The organism is Pollutimonas harenae, assembly GCF_004153685.1.
GTDB lineage: Bacteria > Pseudomonadota > Gammaproteobacteria > Burkholderiales > Burkholderiaceae_B > Pusillimonas_C > Pusillimonas_C harenae.
The window spans coordinates 1,229,598-1,252,234 of the sequence record NZ_SDQD01000001.1; the positions used below are offsets into that span (position 1 = coordinate 1,229,598).

Annotated in this window: 23 protein-coding genes; 18 read left to right on the plus strand and 5 right to left on the minus strand. The window is 55.1% G+C overall.

Annotation, left to right across the window (positions count from 1 at the left end; all coding sequences use genetic code 11):
* Positions 1-26: 26 nt before the first annotated feature.
* Complete coding sequence (locus ERD84_RS05790; protein ID WP_130038645.1) at positions 27-458, plus strand: DoxX family protein; 432 nt, start codon at positions 27-29, stop codon at positions 456-458.
* A 27-nt stretch (positions 459-485) separates the two neighbouring features.
* Positions 486-1,292 (plus strand): DODA-type extradiol aromatic ring-opening family dioxygenase, encoded by an 807-nt coding sequence (locus tag ERD84_RS05795; RefSeq protein WP_130038646.1) that lies wholly within the window; start codon positions 486-488, stop codon positions 1,290-1,292.
* A 73-nt stretch (positions 1,293-1,365) separates the two neighbouring features.
* On the opposite strand, the gene ERD84_RS05800 is transcribed toward ERD84_RS05795, so the two are convergent.
* Together ERD84_RS05800 and ERD84_RS05805 are read right to left on the minus strand one after the other, a co-directional pair.
* The gene (locus tag ERD84_RS05800) at positions 1,366-2,415 is read right to left on the minus strand and encodes an NADP(H)-dependent aldo-keto reductase (RefSeq protein ID WP_130038647.1); all 1,050 of its coding nucleotides are present in this window, start codon (positions 2,413-2,415) and stop codon (positions 1,366-1,368) included.
* A 129-nt stretch (positions 2,416-2,544) separates the two neighbouring features.
* Positions 2,545-4,188: a GMC family oxidoreductase gene (locus ERD84_RS05805; RefSeq protein WP_130038648.1), complete on the minus strand. Its 1,644-nt coding sequence runs from the start codon at positions 4,186-4,188 to the stop codon at positions 2,545-2,547.
* A gap of 233 nt (positions 4,189-4,421) precedes the next feature.
* Between ERD84_RS05805 and ERD84_RS05810 the strand changes: the two genes are divergently transcribed.
* The 7 genes from ERD84_RS05810 (at position 4,422) to ERD84_RS05840 (ending at position 12,280) form a co-directional block, all read left to right on the plus strand.
* On the plus strand, positions 4,422-5,456 hold the full coding sequence (locus ERD84_RS05810; protein ID WP_130038649.1) for a TRAP transporter substrate-binding protein: 1,035 nt from the start codon (positions 4,422-4,424) through the stop codon (positions 5,454-5,456).
* A 100-nt stretch (positions 5,457-5,556) separates the two neighbouring features.
* Complete coding sequence (locus ERD84_RS05815; RefSeq protein ID WP_167667269.1) at positions 5,557-6,072, plus strand: TRAP transporter small permease subunit; 516 nt, start codon at positions 5,557-5,559, stop codon at positions 6,070-6,072.
* Complete coding sequence (locus tag ERD84_RS05820; RefSeq protein ID WP_130038651.1) at positions 6,069-7,409, plus strand: TRAP transporter large permease; 1,341 nt, start codon at positions 6,069-6,071, stop codon at positions 7,407-7,409. Before ERD84_RS05815 ends, ERD84_RS05820 begins: the two co-directional genes overlap by 4 nt.
* 57 nt (positions 7,410-7,466) lie before the next feature.
* Positions 7,467-9,665, plus strand: a complete 2,199-nt coding sequence (locus tag ERD84_RS05825) for an alpha-ketoacid dehydrogenase subunit alpha/beta (protein ID WP_130038652.1) — start codon at positions 7,467-7,469, stop codon at positions 9,663-9,665.
* Between the two features lie 2 nt (positions 9,666-9,667).
* Complete coding sequence (locus ERD84_RS05830; RefSeq protein WP_130038653.1) at positions 9,668-10,390, plus strand: SDR family NAD(P)-dependent oxidoreductase; 723 nt, start codon at positions 9,668-9,670, stop codon at positions 10,388-10,390.
* Between the two features lie 13 nt (positions 10,391-10,403).
* Positions 10,404-11,099: a GntR family transcriptional regulator gene (locus ERD84_RS05835; RefSeq protein WP_130038654.1), complete on the plus strand. Its 696-nt coding sequence runs from the start codon at positions 10,404-10,406 to the stop codon at positions 11,097-11,099.
* 14 nt (positions 11,100-11,113) lie between these two features.
* Entirely contained in the window at positions 11,114-12,280 is a 1,167-nt protein-coding gene (locus tag ERD84_RS05840; RefSeq protein WP_130038655.1) for a dihydrolipoamide acetyltransferase family protein, read from the plus strand.
* Here ERD84_RS05840 and bfr read toward each other — a convergent pair.
* Positions 12,273-12,749, minus strand: coding sequence for a bacterioferritin (gene bfr, locus ERD84_RS05845; protein ID WP_130038656.1), 477 nt, complete (start codon positions 12,747-12,749; stop codon positions 12,273-12,275). The genes ERD84_RS05840 and bfr overlap by 8 nt on opposite strands.
* A 95-nt stretch (positions 12,750-12,844) precedes the next feature.
* On the opposite strand from bfr, the gene ERD84_RS05850 reads away from it, so the two are divergent.
* The 4 genes from ERD84_RS05850 (at position 12,845) to ERD84_RS05865 (ending at position 15,966) form a co-directional block, all read left to right on the plus strand.
* On the plus strand, positions 12,845-13,045 hold the full coding sequence (locus tag ERD84_RS05850) for a hypothetical protein (protein WP_130038657.1): 201 nt from the start codon (positions 12,845-12,847) through the stop codon (positions 13,043-13,045).
* Between the two features lie 222 nt (positions 13,046-13,267).
* Positions 13,268-14,329 (plus strand): ABC transporter substrate-binding protein, encoded by a 1,062-nt coding sequence (locus ERD84_RS05855; RefSeq protein ID WP_130038658.1) that lies wholly within the window; start codon positions 13,268-13,270, stop codon positions 14,327-14,329.
* A gap of 3 nt (positions 14,330-14,332) precedes the next feature.
* Positions 14,333-15,103, plus strand: a complete 771-nt coding sequence (locus tag ERD84_RS05860) for an ABC transporter ATP-binding protein (RefSeq protein ID WP_130038659.1) — start codon at positions 14,333-14,335, stop codon at positions 15,101-15,103.
* Complete coding sequence (locus ERD84_RS05865) at positions 15,100-15,966, plus strand: ABC transporter permease (RefSeq protein ID WP_130038660.1); 867 nt, start codon at positions 15,100-15,102, stop codon at positions 15,964-15,966. Before ERD84_RS05860 ends, ERD84_RS05865 begins: the two co-directional genes overlap by 4 nt.
* A 27-nt stretch (positions 15,967-15,993) precedes the next feature.
* Here the strand turns inward: ERD84_RS05865 and ERD84_RS05870 are convergent, their stop codons facing one another.
* Positions 15,994-16,794, minus strand: coding sequence for an IclR family transcriptional regulator (locus tag ERD84_RS05870; RefSeq protein WP_167667271.1), 801 nt, complete (start codon positions 16,792-16,794; stop codon positions 15,994-15,996).
* Positions 16,791-18,911, minus strand: a complete 2,121-nt coding sequence (locus tag ERD84_RS05875; RefSeq protein ID WP_130038662.1) for an acetate--CoA ligase family protein — start codon at positions 18,909-18,911, stop codon at positions 16,791-16,793. The genes ERD84_RS05870 and ERD84_RS05875 overlap by 4 nt, the downstream gene beginning before the upstream one ends.
* A 185-nt stretch (positions 18,912-19,096) precedes the next feature.
* Here ERD84_RS05875 and ERD84_RS05880 point away from each other — a divergent pair, with 185 nt between their 5' ends.
* From ERD84_RS05880 to ERD84_RS05900, 5 genes are read left to right on the plus strand one after another with little or no spacing between them, the layout of a single operon-like run.
* On the plus strand, positions 19,097-20,239 hold the full coding sequence (locus tag ERD84_RS05880) for an acyl-CoA dehydrogenase family protein (protein ID WP_130038663.1): 1,143 nt from the start codon (positions 19,097-19,099) through the stop codon (positions 20,237-20,239).
* Positions 20,236-21,387, plus strand: coding sequence for a thiolase family protein (locus ERD84_RS05885; protein ID WP_130038664.1), 1,152 nt, complete (start codon positions 20,236-20,238; stop codon positions 21,385-21,387). Before ERD84_RS05880 ends, ERD84_RS05885 begins: the two co-directional genes overlap by 4 nt.
* Entirely contained in the window at positions 21,341-21,790 is a 450-nt protein-coding gene (locus ERD84_RS16100; RefSeq protein WP_218947890.1) for a Zn-ribbon domain-containing OB-fold protein, read from the plus strand. Before ERD84_RS05885 ends, ERD84_RS16100 begins: the two co-directional genes overlap by 47 nt.
* Positions 21,787-22,200: a hypothetical protein gene (locus ERD84_RS05895; RefSeq protein ID WP_130038666.1), complete on the plus strand. Its 414-nt coding sequence runs from the start codon at positions 21,787-21,789 to the stop codon at positions 22,198-22,200. The genes ERD84_RS16100 and ERD84_RS05895 overlap by 4 nt, the downstream gene beginning before the upstream one ends.
* Before the next feature lie 16 nt (positions 22,201-22,216).
* Complete coding sequence (locus tag ERD84_RS05900; protein WP_130038667.1) at positions 22,217-22,636, plus strand: MaoC family dehydratase; 420 nt, start codon at positions 22,217-22,219, stop codon at positions 22,634-22,636.
* Position 22,637 lies beyond the last annotated feature (1 nt).

Genomic DNA, 22,637 nt, shown 5'->3' on the forward strand with positions numbered 1-22,637 from the left:
GACTCATTTCTCAAGGAGAACCTACCATGACATCAAACACTGTAAACGCTTCAACACCCACTGCGAGTTTCCTGAACTTGCTAGGCCGTCTGGCCATTGTTGCCCTATTTCTGCCGGCTGGCCTGAGCAAAATTACGGGCTTTGCGGGCACTGTCGGTTATATCGGTTCAGTTGGCTTGCCGGCCCCTACGCTGGCGGCCATTGTCGCCATCATTGTTGAGGTCGGCGGCGGTCTGGCACTGATCGCGGGCTATCGTACACGCCTGGTAGCATTGGTTTTGGCCATCTTCACTGCCGCAGCGAGCTTTGCCTTCCATACTTTCTGGTCGCTACCTGCAGAACAGGTGATGATGCAACAACTTCTGTTCTACAAAAACATCGCCATCGTAGGTGGTTTGCTGATTCTGGCGGCCAACGGTGCTGGCGCCTTCAGCCTGGACGCACGCCGCAGCCACTAAGTTAAACCATGCAAAGGAGATAACACCATGTCCGCGCTTTCTTTAGCACCTGTCCTTTTCATTTCGCATGGCGCGCCCACCTTTGCGCTGGAGCCTGGCCGTCTGGGTGCGCGCTTGGGTGAGGTGGGCCGGCATCTGGAAGATGTGCGGGCTATCGTGGTGGTGTCTCCACATTGGCAAACCCGCGATGTGGCGGTTGGCACCACTGCCGCACCAGAAACCATCCATGATTTCAGCGGCTTCCCGCAGGCGCTGTATGCTTTGCGCTATCCGGTTGCTGGTGCCCCCGAGGCCGCAGGGCAAGCGCTGACGCTACTGAGTGAGGCCGGGTGGCCAGTACGCGTAGAGCCTGCGCGCGGGCTCGATCACGGTGCTTGGGTGCCACTGATGCATATGTTGCCCAAGGCCAATATTCCTGTCTTTCAGGTGTCATTGCCCCATGCGCTGGATACGCGTGGCGCCGTGGCACTGGGCCAGACGCTGGCTCCGCTGCGCGAGCAGGGTATTGCGATTGTTGCTTCAGGCAGCATGACTCACAATCTATATGAGTTCCGCGGTGCAGCTAGTCAGCCTGAGCCTTATGTCAGCGAATTCACCGCATGGGTCGATCAAGCCGTTGTGGAGCGTGATGTGTCACGCCTGGCTGACTATCGTTCGCTGGCGCCGCACGCACAGCGTGCTCATCCTACTGAAGAGCATTTCCTGCCATTGTTGGTCGCCATGGCGGCGACGGGAGATGACGAGCCGCTGGTGCAACTCGACGACGCCATTACGTATGGGGTGTTGTCCATGACGTCATACGGATGGGGGCTCGCCCAGGCTGTATCGGCCTGAGCGGCACTCACTGGTGCTCGCTCGGCGACGGGTGTGGTGGCAGGCCACGAGACCGTGGAGTTGGCTGCAGCCATCAAGGCGCAGGATTCGGGTAACGTTGATGGATGGCCTGAATGGCCTCCATTACCTCGTCTGACAGCGTCACTTCGACGCTGTCTATATTTTCCTTCAGCTGGTCGAGACGAGTTGCTCCTATCAGGTTGCTGATGACAAAAGGCTGCTGATTCACAAACGCCAGCGCCATGATTGCGGGCGAAATGCCCTGGTCGCGAGCCAGTTGTACATATTCGGCGGCAGCGAGTTCGGCCTCGGGCTTGGCATAGCGGTTAAAGCGTGTGAACAGGGTCATGCGGGCGCCCTCGGGGCGTGCTCCGTTCAGATACTTGCCCGCCAGTACGCCCATGGCCAGTGGCGAATATGCCAGCAGTCCCACGCCGTCGAGGTGGCTGAATTCCGACAGGCCGTTTTCGTAGCTGCGATTGAGCAAATTGTAGGGATTCTGTATGGATGCGATGCGAGGCAGGTGTCGTGTTTCGGCCAGCTTCAGGTACTGTGCCACGCCCCACGGCGTTTCGTTGGACACACCGATATGGCGCACTTTGCCGGCTTTGACGAAGTCTTGCAGTACATCGAGGGTTTCTTCGATGGGTACCGTGTATTCATCGTTCTTCCAGGGGTAGGCAGGGCGGCCAAATATGGTTGTGGTGCGATCGGGCCAGTGCAGCTGGTAAAGATCCAGGTAGTCGGTTTGCAGGCGCTTCAGGCTGGCATCTAGCGCTTCGGTCATATTCTTGCGGTCCAGATGCGTCTGGCCGCTGCGAAGATGGCTGGGTCGCTTTGGATCGGTGGCGGCGCCCGCGACTTTACTGGCCAGCACGATGTCCTTGCGGCGGCCCGTCCTGGCCAGCCAGGTGCCTATATACGTTTCAGTGCGGCCTTGTGTTTCAGGTTTTGGGGGCACGGGATACATCTCTGCGGTATCCACCAGGTTCACCCCCTGCGACAAGGCGTAGTCGATCTGCTCGTGGGCTTGTGACTCGGTGTTTTGTTCGCCCCAGGTCATGGTGCCCAGTCCGATCAGGCTGACTTCAAGGTCGGTGTGGCCAAGCTTCCGGTATTTCAAGTTAAGTGCTCCGACTGAATGATGCAGTGAAGGCCTGCTGCCGATGGAGTCGATGTCAACTCCACTGTCTTTAGGTCTGGTTTTGATGCGAAGTTATTACTTCGCGATTCATCATGGTGTGTTCGCGGCTTACCGAAGCGTGCTGCGGCCTCGTATCAAATCCCCAGCTTTATTGCCGATCATCATGGTTGCAGCACATGTATTTGCCGATGGAATGGACGGCATGATGGAAGAGTCAGCAATACGCAGGTTCTCTATGCCATGCACACGTAACTGATTATCGACTACGGCAAACCTATCGCTTTTCGGCCCCATGTGTGCCGTTCCATTTACATGGTACGACGAGACGCCATATTGCCTGGCGAAATCCAGCAGCTCGTTATCAGACTCGCATAGCTTACCGGGTAGAGTCTCTTCATCGAAATAGCGTTCAAGCGCCTTTGATTGCAACAGCTTGCGGGCCAGCCTGATTCCGCGTATCAGGGTAAGCTGGTCTTGCGGGTGCTCAAGGTAGTTGGGCTGAACAATGGGGTCTTCAAATGGATCTGCCGATTTAATGCGTACATGGCCCCGGCTTTGAGGCCGGTGCTGCCATATGCCAGCCGTCATGCCAGGAAAGTCATCCAGCATGCCGACGTAGCCTTCTTTATAGCTGGCGGGTGTAAAGACACCTTGCAGGTCAGGGGCATCGAGTTCGGGTAATGATTTCCAGAAATAATGCACCAGCGATGGGCTTAAGGCCATGACACTGGGCTTTTTCGTCAGCCATTTAAAGATCTGGCCAGCTAGCCTTGGGCCTTTAACCAACTCATTGATGGTGTCGCTGTTTTTTACTTTTGCTACAACCCGAACCGAGTAGTGATCGCTCAGGTTCTCGCCCACGCCTGGCAAGTCATGTACGACGCTGATGTTTTTTTCCTGCAGAAGGCCAGCTGGCCCTATACCGGATAACTGTAGCAGTTTAGGTGTATTGATTGCTCCGCAGGCAATAATGATTTCTTTGCGGGCCATGACGGTACGGGTGGTGTTGGGTTGCTTTGGATGGCAATAAGCCACGCCGACTGCCTTCTTTCCCTCCAGCAAAATCCGACTTGCCTGCGCGTACGTTTTGATGTCCAGGTTCGAGCGTGATTTTATGGGCTTCAGGAAGCGGCGCGCGGTACTCATACGCCAGCCCTTGTCTATAGTGCGTTGAAAATAACCGACTCCAGCTTGGTACATGCCGTTGTAGTCTTCATTTCTTGGTATCCCCGTTTCGACTGCGCCGTCTATAAATGCACTGCACAGGGGATGGATCCAGTCTATATCTGAAATGGGCAGCTCTCCTGAGCGTCCGCGGTAGTGGTCATCGCCGCCTGTTCTTGCTTCCATGGATTTGAAATAAGGCAGCACGTCATTGAATCCCCATCCGGGATTACCCAGCGCGGCCCACGCGTCGTAATCCGTCGACTGGCCGCGGTTATAGATCAAGCCGTTGATTGAGGTCGAACCCCCCAGTGTGCGTCCCTGAGGTATGGGTATGCGGCGGCCGTGAGTATTTTCTGTGGGCTCGCTTGAGAACTGCCATGCATATTTGGGATTGAATACTGCTTTGATGAACCCCGCCGGTATATGCAAGTACAACATGTTGTCCGGTGGGCCGGCCTCGAGTACGCAGACCGTAGCACCGCTCTGAGTCAGACGATTCGCAATGATGGCACCAGCCGCACCAGAGCCGACAATGACGTAGTCGTAGTGTTGAGTATCAGATGAAGGTGCTGATGTTCTATTCATGTTGAGTCTCGTTAAGAGTTACGCTGGGCACGGCTCAATTCAATTTAAGACAACGTTGATGCAAGGCAGCTTACCATTTTGAATGGCAGCATTATAGATAAATTTTGTGATCACAAATATCATATTGACTTTATGGTTTTAGGCCGGGTAGCATTTGACACAAGCCCTAAATGAAAAAAAGGGTAGGCGTCAATCAGCCATCCAGACTCATTAAAGTCATATTCGGAGAAGACATGAAATTCAAGTTCCTTATTGCCGCAATGTCGGCCGCGTTCAGTTTTGCCGCAACTCCTGCCGCCAATGCGGTCGAAATCGATGTGGCCAGTACTTTTCCCAAAGATATGATGTTTCTGGGAGACGGTCTGAAGCAGTTTGCCAAGTCGGTCGAGGAAATCAGCGACGGCGATATCAAGATCAAGATTCATGGCGCAGGTGATCTGGTGCCTGCGCTTGAGGTACTGAACGCAGTTAGTAGTGGCGCGGTTAGTGGCGGCTACGATTGGGTAGGTTACTGGGGAGGCAGTATTCCTGTGGCTAACCTGGTTGGGGCACTGCCATTTGGCCCAAGCCCCGAAGTGCTGGCTGAATGGATCTGGGAAGGCGGCGGTATGCAGATCATTCAAAAGGCGTACGACAAGCGCAACGTCAAATTCCTTCCTTGTGTTGTTGTACCGGCAGAGCCGGCTGGCTGGTTCAACAAAGAAATCAAAACGGTTGAAGATCTGCAGGGCTTGAAAATGCGCATCGGTGGTCTGGCAGGCCGTGTATTGACCAAGGTCGGTGTCAGTCCACAGATGATTCCAGGCGGTGAGGTGTTTGTTTCGCTAGAGCGTGGGCGTATTGATGCGGCAGAGTTCTCACTCCCGGCGGTCGACGAAACCATTCAATTGAATAAAGCTGCAAAAAATTATTACTTTCCCGGTTGGCACCAACCGTCCAGCATCAACTCCATCACCTTCAACATGAAGGTATGGAATGACCTGAACGATTTGCAGAAACATCAAATCACTACGGCGTGTCGGTCGTCCTTCCTATGGACGCTCACCAATGGTGTGCCTCAGCAGCTTGAAGCACTGAAACGGATGGAAGAGGGCGGAACCTCTATTCTTCGCCTTCCTGACGAAGTACTGGATGCCTTGCGCAAAGCAACCGCCGAAGTCATTGCTGAAGAACGCCAGAAGGACCCGCTCTTTGACGAGGCATACGCGTCCTTAAGTACCTATATCGAGGGCGCTGATCGCTGGAAATCGCTGCAAAGCACCAAGTGAGGCAAACATGGATAGCAGGCGCTCTAGCCCGAGTGCCATGACGAGGTGGGGAGACGCACTACTTAATGTCTGTGCGCTCCCCGGACGTTATGGATCGGCATTGATCTTCATACTTGTGTTTGTGGTGCTGACGGCAGTCATCGGTGCGCAGTTTGGGCTCAGCGAGCTGGCCCATTGGGAAAATCCCATCCCCTTGTTTGGTAACCATCTGAGCATGACAAGTATTGGCGAATTGCAATGGCATATCTTTGCATTGCTGGTCATGCTCTCCGGAGCTTACGCCTTCAAGGAAGATCGTCATGTGCGGGTAGACGTCTGGTCGGCGCGATTCTCCGACCGCACACGGCTTATTGTCGATCTTCTTGGCGATTTGTTTTTACTGATCCCTTTCTTTGCGTTGCTTGCCTGGTATTCATGGGCATTCATGCTGATGGCGTACGAGTTCGGCGAACAGTCCAATGCGGGCGGGTTAGTGGATCGCTATCTGGTCAAAACAGTATTGCCACTGGGAAGCGTGCTCATGCTCGGGGCAGGGGTAGGGCGCGTTCTGCGGAATCTGGGTGTGCTGCTGTCTCACCCATCAGGCAAAACAACTACCGGGGGTTCGCCTCAATGACTTATTTTTTACCGTCTTTGATGCTGCTTGCCCTGGTTGCCGGTATTTTCACCGGCTATCCGGTAGCCTTTTTATTGGCTGGCCTGTCCGTCCTGTTCATGCTGCTGGGCGACATCGCGCTCCCTTCGTTTGCTTTGATTACGAGTCGAATTTTCGGCGCAGTGCTGGAAAACTGGATACTGGCGGCCATTCCTCTTTTCATCTTCATGGGCATCATGCTCGACAAATCCAAAGTGGCAAACAAGCTGCTTACCGAGCTTGAAGCGCTTTTTGGTGGAAAGCCAGGTGGCATGGGTTTGGCGGTGGTAATTATTGGCATCGTCATGGCCGCCAGTACCGGAATTATCGGCGCATCCGTAGTGTTGATGGGCACTTTAGCTTTACCCATGATGCTAAAGCAGGGTTACGATAAAACCGTTGCCATCGGTACGGTACTAGGCTCAGGTACTTTGGGTATTCTGATACCGCCCAGTATCATGCTGGTTGTGTTTGGCGATGTGATGCAGATACCTATTGGCGACCTATTTGCCGGCGCGCTTATCCCAGGCTTGATGCTTGGTGGGTTCTATGCGCTGTATATCATGTATGTAGCGATCACCAACCCTAAAAAGGTGCCTGCCGGGCCGAAACCGTCAGCCGGAAGCCGTGGGAAGCTATTGCTGCGACTCTGCATGAACCTCGTTATTCCGGGCGTACTTATTTCAAGTGTGCTGGTTTCCATCGTGGTGGGTGTCGCCACGCCTACAGAGGGTGCTGCAATTGGTGCATTTGGCGCCATGGCGCTTGCTTTTTTCAGCCGTGAGCTCTCATGGAAGGTGCTGGTAGCAAGCCTGAAAGAAACCTGTCTGACTACAGGCATGATACTGGTGCTGGCCATTGGTGCCACAGCGTTTAGCCTAATCTTCAAGCGTATCGGCGGACAAAGCATGATAGAAGATGCGGCAGGCATGTTGGGGCACAGCCCTTACATGGTGATCCTGGCCATCATGCTGCTGATGTTTGTGCTGGGTTTCTTCCTTGAGTGGATAGAAATTTCATTTTTGGTCCTTCCTCTGTTTGCCCCTATTGTTGCCGGGCTGGATTTTGGCGATGCGTTCGCCAACCAGAATGAAGTCATGATCTGGTTTGCTTTACTGGTAGCCATTAATTTGCAAACCTCATTTCTGACTCCTCCCTTTGGTTATGCGCTCTTCTACCTGAAAGGTATAGCCATACCTGGCATTACCACCATTGATATTTATCGTGGTGTAGCGCCCATTGTCCTGCTGCAGCTTCTGGGGGTTGTGCTGGTGGCGCTATTTCCGGCCATCGCACTGTGGTTGCCGGGCAAGTTTTGATTTGGCTGGCCTGGCGCCAGCACTATTGGACCAAATGTACAAGAACACGGAGACGCCATGCGTTTGACAACGCTTGATAACACGACGCCCATGCAGCGGCTTGAAGTAGAAGAAGTCGACTGGGAAAGGTTGAATATCCATGAAGCAAAGCGGCTGGCAACACTCGTGGTGGCCGCGCGTCATTTCGAAGAATGCATATTGCGGCTCGATAAACTGAATCTGGTGCATGGGCCTGCGCACTCCAGTCTTGGACAAGAAGGAGGGGCGGCAGGATGTATTGCTGCGCTGCCCACTGCCACCATGATCAATGGTACGCATCGTGCTCACCATCAATGCCTGGCCAAGGCCATCAATGCCCTCTATGGCGATGACTTTGACCCAACTGTTACGGGCCGGCTTAGCGAATCAATGCGCGAAGAGACTCGCCGAATGATGCACGAAATTCTGGGCTTGCGCGACGGCTGGACTGGCGGACGCGGCGGCTCCATGCACTTGCGTCGCGCCGAGCTGGGCATTATGGGGACCAACGCCATTGTTGCCGGTGGTTTGCCTATCGCCTGCGGTCATGCCTTTGCTGAAAAAGTGCGTCAAGGCACATCGTTGATGGTCAGTTTCTTTGGCGATGGTGCTGTCCATCAGGGGGCCACGCACGAAGCGATGAACCTGGCAGCCTTGTACCGCTTGCCACTGCTGTTCTTTCTGGAAAACAATCGATACGCAGTGTCGATGAGCATAGAGCAGTCTACCTTTCAGACTCAATTGCTTACGCGTGCCCAGGCTCATGGCATACCTTCGGTGTGTGTGGATGGCATGAACCCCTTCGCGGTGTGGCTGGCGGCTCGATGGGCTCAGGGTCATATGCAAAATGAAGGTGGTCCTGCCTTGGTTCAGGCAGATGTGTACCGCTATTATCATCAAAGTTCATCTGTGCCGGGCAGTGCTTTCGGATACCGAACGCGTGATGAAGAAAACCAATGGCGTGAAAGGGATCCATGGCCGTTGTTGAGTCGCGAGCTCATCGCACGAAATATTCTTGATGAGGCAGAACTGGAAGCCATCAGCGAGGCTGCTCATGAGGCTGTCAGCGCTGCCTATGATTCATGTGTGGAAGGTACAGGGTCTGCGACACGGATTCGACCAGAGCTTTGGCCTGACCCCCAAACAGTGGACGATCACCTGACCAGCGATATGTCGGAGTTTGATGGCGTCAAGTTCTCTGAAATCGAGGATTTCGAAGCTGATGAGCTTGAAAGCCTGTCATTTATCGAAGCCATACCGCGTGTTGTCGGGGCGCGCATGCATGAAAACGATGCCATTTATGTGTTTGGCGAAGATGTGGCAAACATGAGAGGCGGTACGGTCGGGGCAACTCGCGGCTTGCTTGATCAGTATGCAGACCGGATTATCAATACGCCTATTACCGAGAACGGCTTTTGCGGCCTGGCTACCGGAGCCGCACTATCGGGCTTGAGACCGATAGTTGAATTGATGTATAGCGATTTTTTCCTTGTTGCAGGCGACCAGTTGTTGAATCAGGCTGGCAAGATACGTCATCTATTCGGTGGCACGGCGTCCGTACCGCTGGTATTGCGTGCCCGTATCCCCGGCCTCGAGGGTTACGGTTCACAGCATTCGATGGATCCCGCGGGTGTGTTCGCGTTGTTTCCTGGCTGGCGAATAGTGGCACCTTCCAATGCCTTTGATTACGTTGGGTTAATGAATTCAGCGCTGCAATGCAATGACCCTGTACTGGTGATCGAGCCCCAGGAGCTGCACCGCAAAAAAGCACTGGTTCCCAAGCACTGCAGTCACTATATTCCCATCGGGAAGGCCCGCCGTGTGGTCGAAGGGTCCGACATCACGCTGTTGGCGACCTTGACGATGGTCGATGTATGCAAAGAGCTTGTTGAACGCTTGGGCATCAGTGCTGATGTCATCGACTTGCGGACTTTGTCACAGCGCGATATCGATTATGAAACGATAGCGGCTTCTATTAAAAAAACCGGCCGCCTGGCCATTGTGGAGCAAACAACGCGCGGAGCCAGTATTGGGGCTGTTATTGCTGATGAAATCCAGCGACGGTTTTTTGATTACCTGGATCAGCCCGTCAAACGAGTAACTGGGCGCTGGGCACCTCCGGTGGTTTCAAAAGTATTAGAAGCTGCTGCCCTGGCCAGTACCGACGATGTCGAGGCTGCATTGAAAGAGATGATGATAGACAGTGGCCTGATCGCCGCTGCTGCTCAAGGACGATAACCATGCCTTTTTCATTGCTGGGAAAAACAATCCTGATCACAGGAGCAGCCGGAGGCATAGGTTCGGAAACGGCAAGGGTATGCGCCGAGCTTGGCGCAAATCTGGTGCTGGCCGACCTCCAGGAGCCTTTGAGCATTGCTGAGGAATTACGGGGTAAGGGTGCGGCAGTGCAAGTGCTTGCATTTGATGTGCGTGACCGCCAAGCCAGTGAGGATGTGGTGCAGCAGCTGCCGCAGCTGGACGTTATCGTTGCTAATGCTGGTTTTTGTCCTTGGGATGACTGGAATGAGCCGGGCTGGGATGATGTCTTTCACCAGACCATCGATATAAATGCCCTGGGCGTTATTAACTTGCTACGTCCTGGCTTGAACAGAATGATATCGCAAGGGTCAGGCCGCATGGTGTTGGTGTCTTCAGTGGCCGGCCGTATGGGCGGCTTAAGGGCCAGTCCCCATTATGTTGTGGCGAAGGGCGGAATAAATGCCATGGTTAAATGGCTGGCAAGAAAAGCCGCGCCGCATGGCATTACCGTCAATGCCGTAGCCCCCGGTGCCACGGCCACCAATATGGTGCAGGGCCAGGCTTTCGACGAACAAGCCATTCCTTTGGGCCGTATGGCCACTCCCCGCGAAATCGCAATGCCAGTCGCCTTTTTGTGCTCCGATGCAGCCAGCTATATATGCGGAACCATTCTGGACGTGAATGGCGGCGTTTACATGAACTGAAGTATTGAAAATTATGAGCAACACCTTGGAAGGACTTTTGCGGCGTCAAGAAAGAACGACGATGGCCGATAAGGTATATCTGGATATAAAACGCCTGTTGCTGTCAGGCATGATTCCGCCTGGCCAGAAAGTCACCTTGCGCGGCTTGGCCAAGGGGATTGGTACAAGCCCCATGCCCGTGCGTGACGCGGTCACGCGCCTAGTTATAGAGGGCGCCTTGAACATGCTGCCCAATCGGGGGTTGCGTGTATATAAGCCTACTTCGCATGAGTTTCATGAAATAGTGAAACTGCGTTGCTGCCTGGAGGGGTATGCAACGAAAGAGGCCGTGGCGGTGATAAACCAGAAAACCGTAAACAAAATCAAGGCATCCATACGTAAATTCGATCGCCTGGGCCATAAAAAAGAAATGGATATGGCTGCAGTGATTGAAGCGAATCGTGATATTCATTTCACCTTGTACGCGGCGGCGGGCATGCCTAGGCTGGAGACCATGATCGAGAATATCTGGACACAGATTGCGCCGCTGTTTGCATTGAGCATGAATAGCGCAGATCGACGCTCAGAAAAATGGGAGTCTTTTGATCACCACAATACTTTGCTACAGGCATTGCTTGCCCGAGACGGGCAAGCCGCCCAGGACGCGGTTGTCGCCGACATACGTGATGCGGCGGCCTATATTGAACATATCGCCAACTTATCGGATTAGAGGGGAGTCACGCAATGACGATAAATATTCTGATGCCGGGCGTTGGTGCGGGTACCTCATATGGAAGGATTGTGCAGTGGGTGAAGAAAAAAGGTGAGCATGTAGCGGTAGGAGACACGCTGGCCGAGATCGAAACCGACAAAGCGGTGCTCGAACTTGAATCCTTCGACGAGGGGGTGCTGCAAGATATTATCGTGAACGCCGGTGATGAGGAGGTGGCTTCGGGCTCCGTCATTGCAGTGTTGTCTGCCTCTGCTGGCCCGTTGGTGCAAGTGACTGCAACGAGCCCTGAGCCGACCGGTAAGCTCAATCGCCAGTTTGCAAGCCCGTCGGCGCGTCGATTGGCGCGACAATTGGATGTCGATATCGCAACATTGCGCGGTAGCGGTCCCAAGGGGCGTGTCGTCCGCATCGATATCGAGCAGGCGGCGGCGCAAGCCCCATCAATATCAGACAAAAAGGTGGTGATGCCTGCCGTCGCCAGCACACCGGCAGAGCTTGTCCCACATAGCCTGATGCGCAAGACGATTGCACGACGCTTGCAGGAGTCCAAGCAGCAAATCCCGCATTTTTACCTGACGGTTGACTGCCGCATGGATGCATTGCTGCTGATGCGTGCGCATATCAACCAAGATATTTCCAGGTTGAAGCGGACTGCAAAGATCACAATCAATGACATATTGGTTTACGCAGTAGCTCGTGCCATGGAGCGGGTACCCGATGTAAACGTCCGTTGGACTGAGCAGGCTATCGAACGTCATGGCACAGTCGATATCAGTGTGGCGGTCGCCGCAGAAAAGGGTTTGGTAACGCCAGTAGTAAGAAACGCACAGCAGAAGAATCTGGAGACGATTTCAAAAGAGCTCTTGGAGCTCGTGAGTAAGGCCAGGTCAGGCCAATTGGCCCCTGCTGATTACGAGGGTGGCGGACTTACGATTTCAAATCTGGGCACGCACGGCGTCAAGGTCTTTTCAGCCATTATCAATCCGCCCCAGGCAGCCATACTAGCGTTCGGCGCGGCAGAAAAGCGGCCGATTGTTCAGGATGACACGCTAGCTATTGGCACGCTTATGAGCGTCACCTTGTCGGCTGATCACCGGGCCATCGATGGTGCCGTAGGGGCGCGTTTTTTGGCAGAACTCAAATCTTTGCTGGAGGCACCCCTCGGGCTGCTTATATAGGCGTATCGATCTGGGCTTGCTTGTAGTTTTGCAAGCCCACTTGTTCGATAAGACGAAGTTGCTTCTCGAGCCAATAGGTATGGTCTTCTTCGGTATCGTTAAGTTGAGCCTGGAGCATGTCGCGCGAGCTGTAGTCGCGTAGCTCTTCACACAAAGCCATGGCCGTTTGGAGATTTTCACGAACCTCGTACTCGGTGGCAAGGTCTTTGCGCAGCATTTCCAACACGGTTTCGCCTTGTGTGAATTCGTGGGGGCGCATGTCGGGTTTGCCGCCAAGAAACAAAATCCGGCGCAGGATGACGTCGGCATGCTGGGTTTCTTCTTCCATCTCGTGGTTCATGCGCTCGTACAGGCGCATGTAGCCGTGATCTTCGTATTGACGCGAGTGTACAAAGTACTGGTCACGCGCGGCGAGCTCGCCGCGCAGCAGTTCTTTCAGGCATTCGATGACTTCAGGGTGGCCTTGCATGGTTCTGAATGGATTGATGGCTAAAGATACCTTGATTGTACGAAATTGTCGGCTTGCGCAGTATGATGCGAGCTTATATCCATAGGAGTGAAGCCATGGCCCGAAAACGCGAGTCACTGGATCCGGACGAAGTCGCCTTGATCCAGTGGTGTACCGAAATAGAAGAGTTGTTCGTGGCGGCAGGAGCATCTCGCGAAGAATCCCAGCAGCACATTGAGGACGAAGCCGAATGGTTTACTGATATGTTCTACGAGGGGTTGAGCCCTGCGGAAGCCGCCAAGGCGGCTTTAAATTAATCATTGCACTGCACTGGCTGTGCAAGCCGATGGAGCCCCGCTGTTTCCTCTGACAGGCTTGTTTTCATCAGCCTGAAAACGGCATTGCCTTGCGGGACGACAGCCATTATTCTGAGAGCCTTACCCAAACTATAAACAGGAGCAAACGCAGGTACGAGTTCAGGTTGCAGTGTTTGATTTTCTGCACATTGCGGTCTTCGCTTCGTCTAGCGTAAAAAAGTCATGGCACATTCAGCATTGAAATCGGCGCAACGCCGCAAATTACTTCTGGCTTCGGGCGCCATGGCGGGTGTTCAGCTGTTTGGCTTTGGCTCTGCGCGGGCGCAGACTGATCTGGGCAAGGTCACGTACGGGCAGGGCAGCATAGATCCCATCTTCACAGCAGGTTATGTTGCCCTGAAACAAAACTACTTCGCAGACGAAGGGCTCGAGGTCGAGTATCTGAATACCCAAAGCGGTCCACGCACCAGTCAGTTGCTGGCCGCCGGGCAAATCCTGTTTGGTGCAACGGCCGCGACGGCTGCGCCGGCCCTGGCCATAGCGGGCAAGCCTGCTGCGCTCATTTATGGTTTTGATCGCCGTATGACGTACGCGAACGTTATTGTCAGGAAGGCGGACTACGACAGCGGTAAGTTCCGCTCGCTCAAAGACCTTGCCAACCAGCGTGTGGGTGCGACTCAGCCTGGGTCGGTGACGGCGCTCATGGCCATTTACCTGATGGAGCAGGCCGGCATCGCCGGCAAAGTCGATATCCGGCCATTGGGCGATCTCGCCACCATGCTGGCGGCACTCAAGACGGGTTCGGTTGCCGCCACCATGGCCACCGCCTCGATGATGGAGCAGGCCGTGGCCGAGGGTTGGGGTATCCCGATTTTTGACGGCACGCAGGATGACGTCTGGAACGAGTTCATGAAGGGCGATGTGCCGGGCATCGCCGCCTACGCCTTGCGTGAAAGCATCGAGAAGCAGCCGGAAAAAGTGCAGGCCTTCATCAATGGTCTGGTCAAGGCGCAAGACTATATCAATACACATACGCCCGAAGAAATCACGGATGTTGTCTACGATGCCTACCTCAGTGCGCTTGCCCGGCCATCCGTCCTGAATTCAATAAGCCTGTACAAGAAAACGGTGTGGCTCAAGGACAATATCATCACCAAAGAAGCTTACGACCGAATGGCCGGCATCATGGGCGATGGTCGGCAGTTCTCCAACGAGAAAATGAAAACCGTGCCTTATGAAGAATGCGTCGATATGTCTTTTGTGCGTAAGGCCAGGGGTATTTGAGCCGTGATCGAATTGCGTGATGTTGCAAAGGCGTATCAAACCGAGAAGTCGCATACCTGGGCCATAGGCAATGTGTCGATCAATATCCCCGAAGGCGAGTTCGTTTCCATCGTCGGGCCTTCGGGTTGTGGCAAAAGTACTTTGCTCAATATGATTGCCGGCTTTCTGGAGCCTACTTCGGGCACCATCAAGGTTGATGGCGAACTCATCAAGGGGGCGCTGCACCCCTCGCTCGGTTATATCTTTCAGAAAGATACCTTGTTGCCCTGGTATACCGTGCAGAAAAATGTGGCCCTGGGGCTTCGATTCCAAGGGGTGGCAGAACATCAGGTCAAAGATAAAGTCGCAGAGCTGCTTGAGCTCGGACACCTTGCCGGCTTTGAAAACGCTTATCCCCATCAGTTGTCGGGCGGCATGCGTCGGCGTGTTGCTCTGCTGATGAGTCTGGCGGTGGAGCCCCGCATTCTGTTGTTGGACGAGCCTTTTGGTGCTCTCGATACTCATACCAAAACCCATTTGCATCGTGAGCTGATAGATATCTGGCGCAAGCTGGGGCAGACCATCGTCATGGTCACCCACGATCTGGACGAGGCGATCACGCTGTCGGACCGCGTCGTGGTGCTGTCGTCTCCGCCCAGCCAGGTGCTGCTGGACGAGCGTATCAATATTCCCCATCCGCGTGACGTATTTTCCCTACGTGAAAGCGCCGAGTTTCTTACGCACTTTCAAAGTATTTGGGGTGTATTGGGCCAGCAATTCAGGGCGGTCGCATGAAAGAAGAGGCTGCAAACTCCGTGCTTGCCGAAGCGTCGGCTTACCAGGCACAGCAGCGCAAAACGGCGGCTCGCCGCCGCTTGCGTATCACCGCATGGCAAATCGCCATTCTGGCCGTCATCCTGGGTGCATGGGAATTACTTACACGCATTCCGTGGTTCGTGGCGAATACGGTATTCGATCCCTTCTTTATCAGTCAGCCTTCGCGCGTTGCCGTAAGGCTCTGGGAGTGGGTACAGCCGGGACCCGATTCGGTGTGGCCGCATTTGTGGCTGACTTTGCAGGCAACTTTTCTTGGGTTGGCGGTTGGCGTGGGCAGCGGCTTTGTTGTCGGCATGGCACTAAGCCGCAATCGCCTGCTGGCCGATATTCTTAACCCTTATATCGTTGCCTTCAACTCGATGCCCAGAATCGCCTTTGTGCCCTTGATAACCATGTTTTTTGGGCTGGGCATGATGTCCAAAGTCGTCACGTCCTGGTTTGTTGTGTTTTTCCTGGTGTTTTTCAATACCTACAAGGGAGGGCGCAGCGTAGAGCGTGAATTGCTTGAATTCTGCCGTACATTGGGTGGTTCGCCGCGCCAGATTCTATGGCGTGTACGAATTCCCACGGCGGCCGCATGGACGTTCGCTGCCTTGCCCAATGCCATCAGCTTTGCCCTGATAGGGGTGGTGCTGGCCGAGTTTGTGGGCTCGACCACGGGTATGGGGTATCTGATGATCACGGCGCTTGCCACGCTGAATGCCACCGATATGTTTGCAGCCGTGACGCTGCTTTCCATCGTTGGTATTGCACTGGTCTACAGCGTTACCGTACTCGAACGACGGCTGCTGCACTGGTCACCCGAGTTTCGTGATCACTGACTACGAGGGTCGGATTCTGAGTTTGAATTATTCTTTGATGACATTGAGCAACGAGGCCTTGCCGCCTGAAAGGGCCTGAGTGGTCTCTTCGCAGCGGTGGCGCAGGTCTTCGCCCAAAGCCTGGATCGATGTGTCGGAGAACTGGGCGGAAATTCCTACCGCACTGATGGCCATGATGGGCACACCGGTTTCATCCAGAATGGGTGACGATACCGTTGTAATGCCTTTGACGTAATGGCTGTGGTCGACGGCGTAGCCGTGGGTCCGGGCAAACTGCACTTCTTTCAAATAGGTTTCGAAGCTTGGGCCATCGTCCCAGCGCAGCTTGCTGATCCGGGAACGAAGCTCGCGTGAGTCAAGGCTGGAGAATGCCGCCATGCAGCGGCCAAGCGCCGCAATATACATGGGCAGGCGTTGCCCTATGCTCATGTGTATACGGATAGTGGATTCGGAGTCGGCCAGGTCAACAAGCACGACGCGCTCATCCGCGATACGGTGCCACAGCGTGGATGTGACGCGATGTCTTACTGCGATCTCTTGCAGATGAGGCCTCAAGAGCCGAACGTACGAGGCTGCGTCCAGAGTGCCTTTTGCCAGCTGCACCACACCAAGCCCAATCGAATAGGTTTTGGTGGTTTCGTCGAAGCGTACGATGCGCTCATGAACCAGTGTCTTCAAAAGATTGAAGCAGGTGCTGGAATTGAAGGACAGATCTTTGGCGATGCGTGTGACGCCGACCGGCTCGGGGGAGCTGACCAGATAGCGCAGTATGGCAAGCCCCGAAGAAAGGGCACCGACAAGCTTCTCGGACTGCGTGTTGATAGTCATTTTTGTATTGTTCCGGTCGTAATCAAGGCGTCGAGCGCCCATAACTGGTCGCCTTTTACCGCCAGTGGGTTGATCTCGAGTTCGGCCAGGTCCTGTGATAGAAACCAGTCGCATAAGCGGGCAATGCTCTGTGAAATAGCCTGCATGTCGACACGAGGCCCGCCACGGAAGCCCTGAAGCAGGGCTGCGCTGCGCAGGCCTTCAAGCATCATAACGATATCATTTTCGTTCAGGGGCAGGAGCCTGGTCACTACATCCGGGTCCAGTTCGGCCTCGATGCCGCCCCGGGCCAGCGACAAGACGGGACCAAAGCGCGGATGGCGCTGCAAGCCCAGCAGCAGTTCATGATCGAAAGGAATCATGGCTTCCACCAGTACTCCTTGCACGGCTATGCCCAGCGCCTGGCCTTTATGGTGCAAGGTCTGCGTAGCATCGTCGACGGCCTTCTGGTCATGAAGCGGTAATATCACGCCACCCGCGTCGCTTTTGTGCAGCAGCTCGGCTGACTGAAGCTTTGCAACTGCAGGGAAGCCGGGAGCGGCTGTCTTTGTGCCCGGGGTTTCGCTGATGAGCGTGCCCGCTGGCAGCCTGATGGCTTTCTGGGTACGCAACAACTGTTTGCTGTCCCATTCTGAAAGCGTGGTCGCAGGTAGCGCACCGGCAAGCTGATATGTATTTGGGCTGAGTTGGGTAGCCATGCGGGAGCGCTGCTCGTGGGCCTGTATGCCGCGTGCTATGGCCTGGATGGCTTGGGGTATATCCAGGAACACAGGTATGTCGTGGGCTTCCAGTTGTTGTATGGATTCTTCCATTGCGCCCACCCAGATCACGATGATGGGACACTGCACCGATTGTTTTGCCTTGGTCAGCGTGTCGGTGAAAACATCGGCAATACTATGCATCATGCCTATGAAGAGGACGATGGCATCGACTTCGTTAGCCTGGGTCAGGGTGTCCATGGTGCGGGATATCAGGCTGGTGTCTTGCAGGACGTTTCCTGTGATATCCAGCGGATTGGCAGGATGAACAAATGGCGGAAGAATCTCGCGCAATGCTTTTTTTGTGGGCTCGGAAGGAGCGGGTAGCGTCAGCTTGAAAGGTTCGCAGGCGTCCGCGATCAGCACGCCCGCTCCGCCCGAGACCGACATGACCCCCAGACGCCGGCCTGCCGGTGTGGCACCCTGTGTGAGCAAGCGGGCCATGTCCATCATTTCAGTCAAGCTGTCTACGCGGATGGCGCCAAACTGGCTCAGGCATGCGTCATACAACGTATCGTTGCCCGCCAGGGCGCCTGTATGCGAAGCGGCGGCCAGTTGGCCGGCTACCGACCTGCCCGACTTGATGGCAATAACAGGCTTGCCTGCTGTGGCAGCACGCTGGAGCGCCTTGCGAAACTCGAGCGGGCGGCGTATGTCTTCAATATACAGACCAATGACCCGGGTGTGTTCATCGTCAACCAAGTGATGCAGTGCATCTGCAATATCGACATTGCACTCATTGCCAGTGGTAATCCATTGACTGAACCCCAGGCCTGATCGCAGGACTATATCGAGCCAATAGGCGCCCAGGGCGCCGCTCTGGCTTGCAAAGGCAAAGCCGCCCTGCACGACAGGCGTGTTTTCAAGTGCGGTGGTAAAGGAGGCAATCAGCCCGTTCCGGCTGTTCACTACGCCCAGACTGTTCGGGCCGATAATGGCTACGCCATGGGTGCTGGCAAGTTGCTGCAGGCGGTCCTGCATGGCACGGCCTTGCTCACCCACTTCGGCAAAGCCCGACGAGAAAATCACGAACGCCTTGACGCCCAAGGCAATGCCTTCCTGAACGATGGTCTCTACCCGTTCGGCTGCCGTACCGATAATAGCCAGGTCTATGGGTCTGCCGATAGCGCTCAGAGAAGGATAGCTTGTCTGCCCCTGGACGATCTGGCGGGCTGGATTGACCGGGTAAATGTCGCCGGTATAACCCCGCGCCAGCATGTAGGCCAGCGGACGCCCGGCAATTTTTCCGGGATCGTCGGAAGCACCCACTATGGCAATGCTCCTGGCATTCAGGATGGTGGACAGGCAAGTGCTGTCGGGGTTTTGCGCCGTGTGCTGCGTTGCTGCCGAGGTTTTCATTGCCTGCTTCGTCCTGTGCACTGTATTAATGCTTTGAATTCTATATCAAGAATATTATTCTTTAAATGTATGTGTGTTTAAGAGCGGGCAAGCAATGATTAGGTATTTTCCCTATATTGTGAACCCTGGCTCACGATAATAATATTCTTGATAGAGAATTAAATTCTCTTTAACTGTGAGTATTTATGGACTTTCAATTTTCTTCCGAGCACGAGGCCGTGCGCGATACGGTGCAGCGGCTTTGCCGCGAGGAGTTGGCGCCCTTGCTCGAGGAGGCTGAAGAGCAAGAGCGGTTCCCCCGGCATGTTTTCCAGCGCTGGGGCGAGCTTGGCCTGATAGGCGTGCGTTACCCCGAGGAGTCGGGCGGCAGTGGCCTGGACAAAATCAGCGACTGCATAGTGCGCGAAGAACTGAGCTATTTCAGCCAGGCGTTTGCAACGTCCTGGTCCGCACATTCTCATCTTGGTATCTGGCCTATCTGGAAGATAGGCACGGCACAGCAGAAGGCCCGGTTTCTTGAACCAGCCATGCGCGGCGAGAAGATATCAGGGTTTGGCCTGAGCGAACCCGATGGTGGCTCCAATATTCGTGCCATGACAACGCGTGCCGAAAAAGTCGATGGCGGCTGGACACTGCGTGGTGCCAAGCTCTATATCACCAATGCACCTTTTGCCGACTTTCTGCTGGTTGCTGCCAGAACGTCGCCTGAGCTGACGGCCGCAGCTATCAGCCTCTTCATTGTCGAGCTGCCTAACGCCGGGTTCGATATTCACAAGCTCAAGAAGGAAGGCATACGTGCGTCGGAAACTGGCCTGATCCATATCGACGATGCTTTTGTGCCCGATGACTGTTTGCTCGGCGAGGTTACAGGAACCTACCCTGTCATTCTGGAGTGCCTGAGCGAGAACCGTGTGGGTGTTGCGGCGAACGCGCTCGGGATGGCCAGGGCAGCGCTGGACGCTGCACGCGCTTATGCCGACGAGCGTGTTGTTGCGGGCAAACGTATTGGCGACTACCAGGCCATCGCACATCGTCTGGCAGACATGAGCGCAAATATCGAAGCCGCGAAATGGCTGGTTTATTACGGAGCGTGGCGGGTGGATCAGGGCACGCTGGATTCGGCTACTGCAGCAAAGGTAAAGCTGATCGCCACCGAGACCGCTGTACAAACCAGCGAGCAGGCCATACGCATACTCGGGGGCGCTGGCATTATGCGCGAGTATTCGGTGGGACGCATACACCGGGACGCACTGGTATACGTTATTGGCGAAGGCACCAGCGACATCCAGCGCAATCTCATTGCACGCGACATGGGCTTCAAGCCATGAGCATGCATGCTTTTATTACCGGCGCAAGCGATACCCAGATTGGCGAGCTGCCGGGCAGTACATGCATGAGCTTGCATGCGCAAGCTGCGCTGGGGGCGGTACAGGATGCGGGCTTGACGCTTGATGACATCGATGGCGTGCTATGCGCCTATTCGTTTACTGAGCCTCATCTGATGCTGGCATCGGTGTTTTGCGAGTATATGGGTATACATCCAGCGCAATCCCTGGCCATACAGGCCGGAGGAGCGAGCGCCTGCGTGATGGTGATGCAAGCTGCCGCCATGGTCGCCAGCGGGCAGTGCAATCATGTGTTGGTTGTCACGGGTGACAACCGGATGACCGGCATGTCGCGGGATGCCGCAGTCGCGGCGCTTGCCGAAGTTGGACATCCACAGTTCGAACGGCCTTTTGGCATTAGTGTGCCGGCGTCCTATGCTCTGGTTGCGCAGCGCTATATGCATGAGTATGGCGTTACGTCCGGACAATTGGCTGCCATTGCCGTAGAGCATCGCCGACATGCAGGCCGGCATCCCAAGGCGCACAAGCGCGAACCTATTACTATTGAGCAGGTGCTGGCATCCAGGATGATTGCCGAACCATTGCACATGCTGGATTGCTGCCTGATCTCCGATGGTGGTGCCGCGGTCGTGGTCAGCGCCCGGACTGCCGCAGCCAACACACGTGGCCAGGCCATAGAAATTCTTGGCGCCGGGCAAGGGCATACACACGAGCATATCCTGAACGCACCCAGCCTGGTCGACTTTGGCTGCAAGGCCTCGTCGGCGCGGGCGTTTGAACGTGCGGGGGTGCAAGCTAAAGATATTGATGTCGCTGAAATCTACGACTCGTTCACCATCACGCTGGCTGTCGAGCTCGAGTCCATAGGATTCTTCGAACGTGGGCAGGCCGGAATTGCTGCAGAGCAAGGGCAACTGGGCCTGGGAGGGAGCCTGCCTTGCAATACCCACGGAGGCCTGCTTTCGTACGGCCATTCGGGTGCGGCCGGCGGTATGTTCCATGTTGTCGAAGCCGTGCATCAGTTGCGTGGACAAGCCCACGAACGTCAGGTTACCGATGCCCGGCTGGCGTTCGTGCATGGAGATGGCGGCATTCTTTCCGCACATTGCTCGCTGGTTCTGGGAGGCTAAGACCGTGATTATTCCATTGCCCAAACCCGATGCGCAAACCCAGCCTTTCTGGGATGCGTGCCAAGAAGGCCGGCTTATATGCCAGCGCTGTACGGAATGCCATGTCGTGCAGTTCACACCGCGCGCTCGTTGTATGCGCTGTCATAGCGAGCGGTTGAGCTGGGAAGCGTCCGCACGTCAGGGGACAGTCATGAGCTTTACACGTGTGCATCGTGCACCCAATCCGGCTTTCAAGCAAAAAACACCTTACGTCATAGCCATGCTCGACATGGATGAAGGCTTCAGGCTGATGACCAACGCAAGCGTGGCGGTTCAGGACAGCATAGGCGTTGGGGAAAGGGTGTCTGTCGGATTTGAGCAGGTAGAGGGCATGATGCTGCCTATCGTACAGGAGCTGACATGACCCACCACCACGATGCGTCTATTTTGTTCGATGATTTCATTCCAGGAGAATCGTTGGGAAGCTGCGAGCTTGAGTACGATGAGGCTCTGGTGCAGGGTTGGCAGCGCATTTTTGGCCGGAATCAAGGCCGGACCGGCGGTAAGGCCGAGGCGGCGAGCGCTGCAGTCATCTTGATGATGCGCGCCTACCTGGCCGTGGTCAGCCCTCGGCCTCCGGGGAATATCCAGGCCAGGCAATCCATTGAGTACGCCTCGCTTCCCCAGCCTGGGCAGTCGTTGCTTGTGGCGCTGGATTGTCAGTCCAAGGAAATGAAGCGGGGCCGGCGCTACGTCGAGTTGCTCGCTCAGGGTAGCCATTCCGATGGCAGCCCGGTATTCAAAGGGGTGCTGACCCTGGTATGGGCTGCCTGATATGAAGGAAACACTCATGAGCCCGCGTTCTGATCTTCAGGAAGTCACACTTACCGTAGATGCCGAAACCGTTCGTGCCTACGCCGAGCTGACACAGGACTTCAACCCCATTCATCTTGATCCCGATTTTGCCAGGCAAACCCCTGTCGGTGGCGTTATCGCACATGGCACGATGTCCATATGCCTGCTATGGCAGAGCGTGGAGCAAACGTTTGGTGCGCTGGATTTTACGGATCTGAGGCTCGATATCCGCTTCGCGAGCCCTGTGTATCTGGGCGAAGTCATTACGGCGAGCGGCAGGCTGCAAGAGGGAGCTGTTGGGTGTTACGACGTATGGGTGCGTGGTCAGGATGGGCGCGACCGCATTGCTGGAGTGTTGAAAATCCACGATAAGGATGAGGCGGCTGAACGCCTTGTCGACAATACAGGAGACTGAG

Excerpts from the sequence above, each read along its gene's own strand:
- ERD84_RS05865 (WP_130038660.1), top strand. The coding sequence starts at position 15,100 with ATGAAAGAAGAGGCTGCAAACTCCGTGCTTGCCGAAGCGTCGGCTTAC.
- ERD84_RS05835 (WP_130038654.1), top strand. The coding sequence starts at position 10,404 with ATGAGCAACACCTTGGAAGGACTTTTGCGGCGTCAAGAAAGAACGACG.
- ERD84_RS05850 (WP_130038657.1), top strand. The coding sequence starts at position 12,845 with ATGGCCCGAAAACGCGAGTCACTGGATCCGGACGAAGTCGCCTTGATC.
- ERD84_RS05825 (WP_130038652.1), top strand. The coding sequence starts at position 7,467 with ATGCGTTTGACAACGCTTGATAACACGACGCCCATGCAGCGGCTTGAA.
- ERD84_RS05805 (WP_130038648.1), bottom strand. The coding sequence starts at position 4,188 with ATGAATAGAACATCAGCACCTTCATCTGATACTCAACACTACGACTAC.
- ERD84_RS05875 (WP_130038662.1), bottom strand. The coding sequence starts at position 18,911 with ATGAAAACCTCGGCAGCAACGCAGCACACGGCGCAAAACCCCGACAGC.
- ERD84_RS05895 (WP_130038666.1), top strand. The coding sequence starts at position 21,787 with ATGACCCACCACCACGATGCGTCTATTTTGTTCGATGATTTCATTCCA.
- ERD84_RS05790 (WP_130038645.1), top strand. The coding sequence starts at position 27 with ATGACATCAAACACTGTAAACGCTTCAACACCCACTGCGAGTTTCCTG.
- ERD84_RS05855 (WP_130038658.1), top strand. The coding sequence starts at position 13,268 with ATGGCACATTCAGCATTGAAATCGGCGCAACGCCGCAAATTACTTCTG.
- ERD84_RS05830 (WP_130038653.1), top strand. The coding sequence starts at position 9,668 with ATGCCTTTTTCATTGCTGGGAAAAACAATCCTGATCACAGGAGCAGCC.
- ERD84_RS05900 (WP_130038667.1), top strand. The coding sequence starts at position 22,217 with ATGAGCCCGCGTTCTGATCTTCAGGAAGTCACACTTACCGTAGATGCC.
- ERD84_RS05820 (WP_130038651.1), top strand. The coding sequence starts at position 6,069 with ATGACTTATTTTTTACCGTCTTTGATGCTGCTTGCCCTGGTTGCCGGT.
- ERD84_RS05810 (WP_130038649.1), top strand. The coding sequence starts at position 4,422 with ATGAAATTCAAGTTCCTTATTGCCGCAATGTCGGCCGCGTTCAGTTTT.
- ERD84_RS05795 (WP_130038646.1), top strand. The coding sequence starts at position 486 with ATGTCCGCGCTTTCTTTAGCACCTGTCCTTTTCATTTCGCATGGCGCG.
- ERD84_RS05870 (WP_167667271.1), bottom strand. The coding sequence starts at position 16,794 with ATGACTATCAACACGCAGTCCGAGAAGCTTGTCGGTGCCCTTTCTTCG.
- bfr (WP_130038656.1), bottom strand. The coding sequence starts at position 12,749 with ATGCAAGGCCACCCTGAAGTCATCGAATGCCTGAAAGAACTGCTGCGC.
- ERD84_RS05840 (WP_130038655.1), top strand. The coding sequence starts at position 11,114 with ATGACGATAAATATTCTGATGCCGGGCGTTGGTGCGGGTACCTCATAT.
- ERD84_RS16100 (WP_218947890.1), top strand. The coding sequence starts at position 21,341 with ATGGCGGCATTCTTTCCGCACATTGCTCGCTGGTTCTGGGAGGCTAAG.
- ERD84_RS05880 (WP_130038663.1), top strand. The coding sequence starts at position 19,097 with ATGGACTTTCAATTTTCTTCCGAGCACGAGGCCGTGCGCGATACGGTG.
- ERD84_RS05885 (WP_130038664.1), top strand. The coding sequence starts at position 20,236 with ATGAGCATGCATGCTTTTATTACCGGCGCAAGCGATACCCAGATTGGC.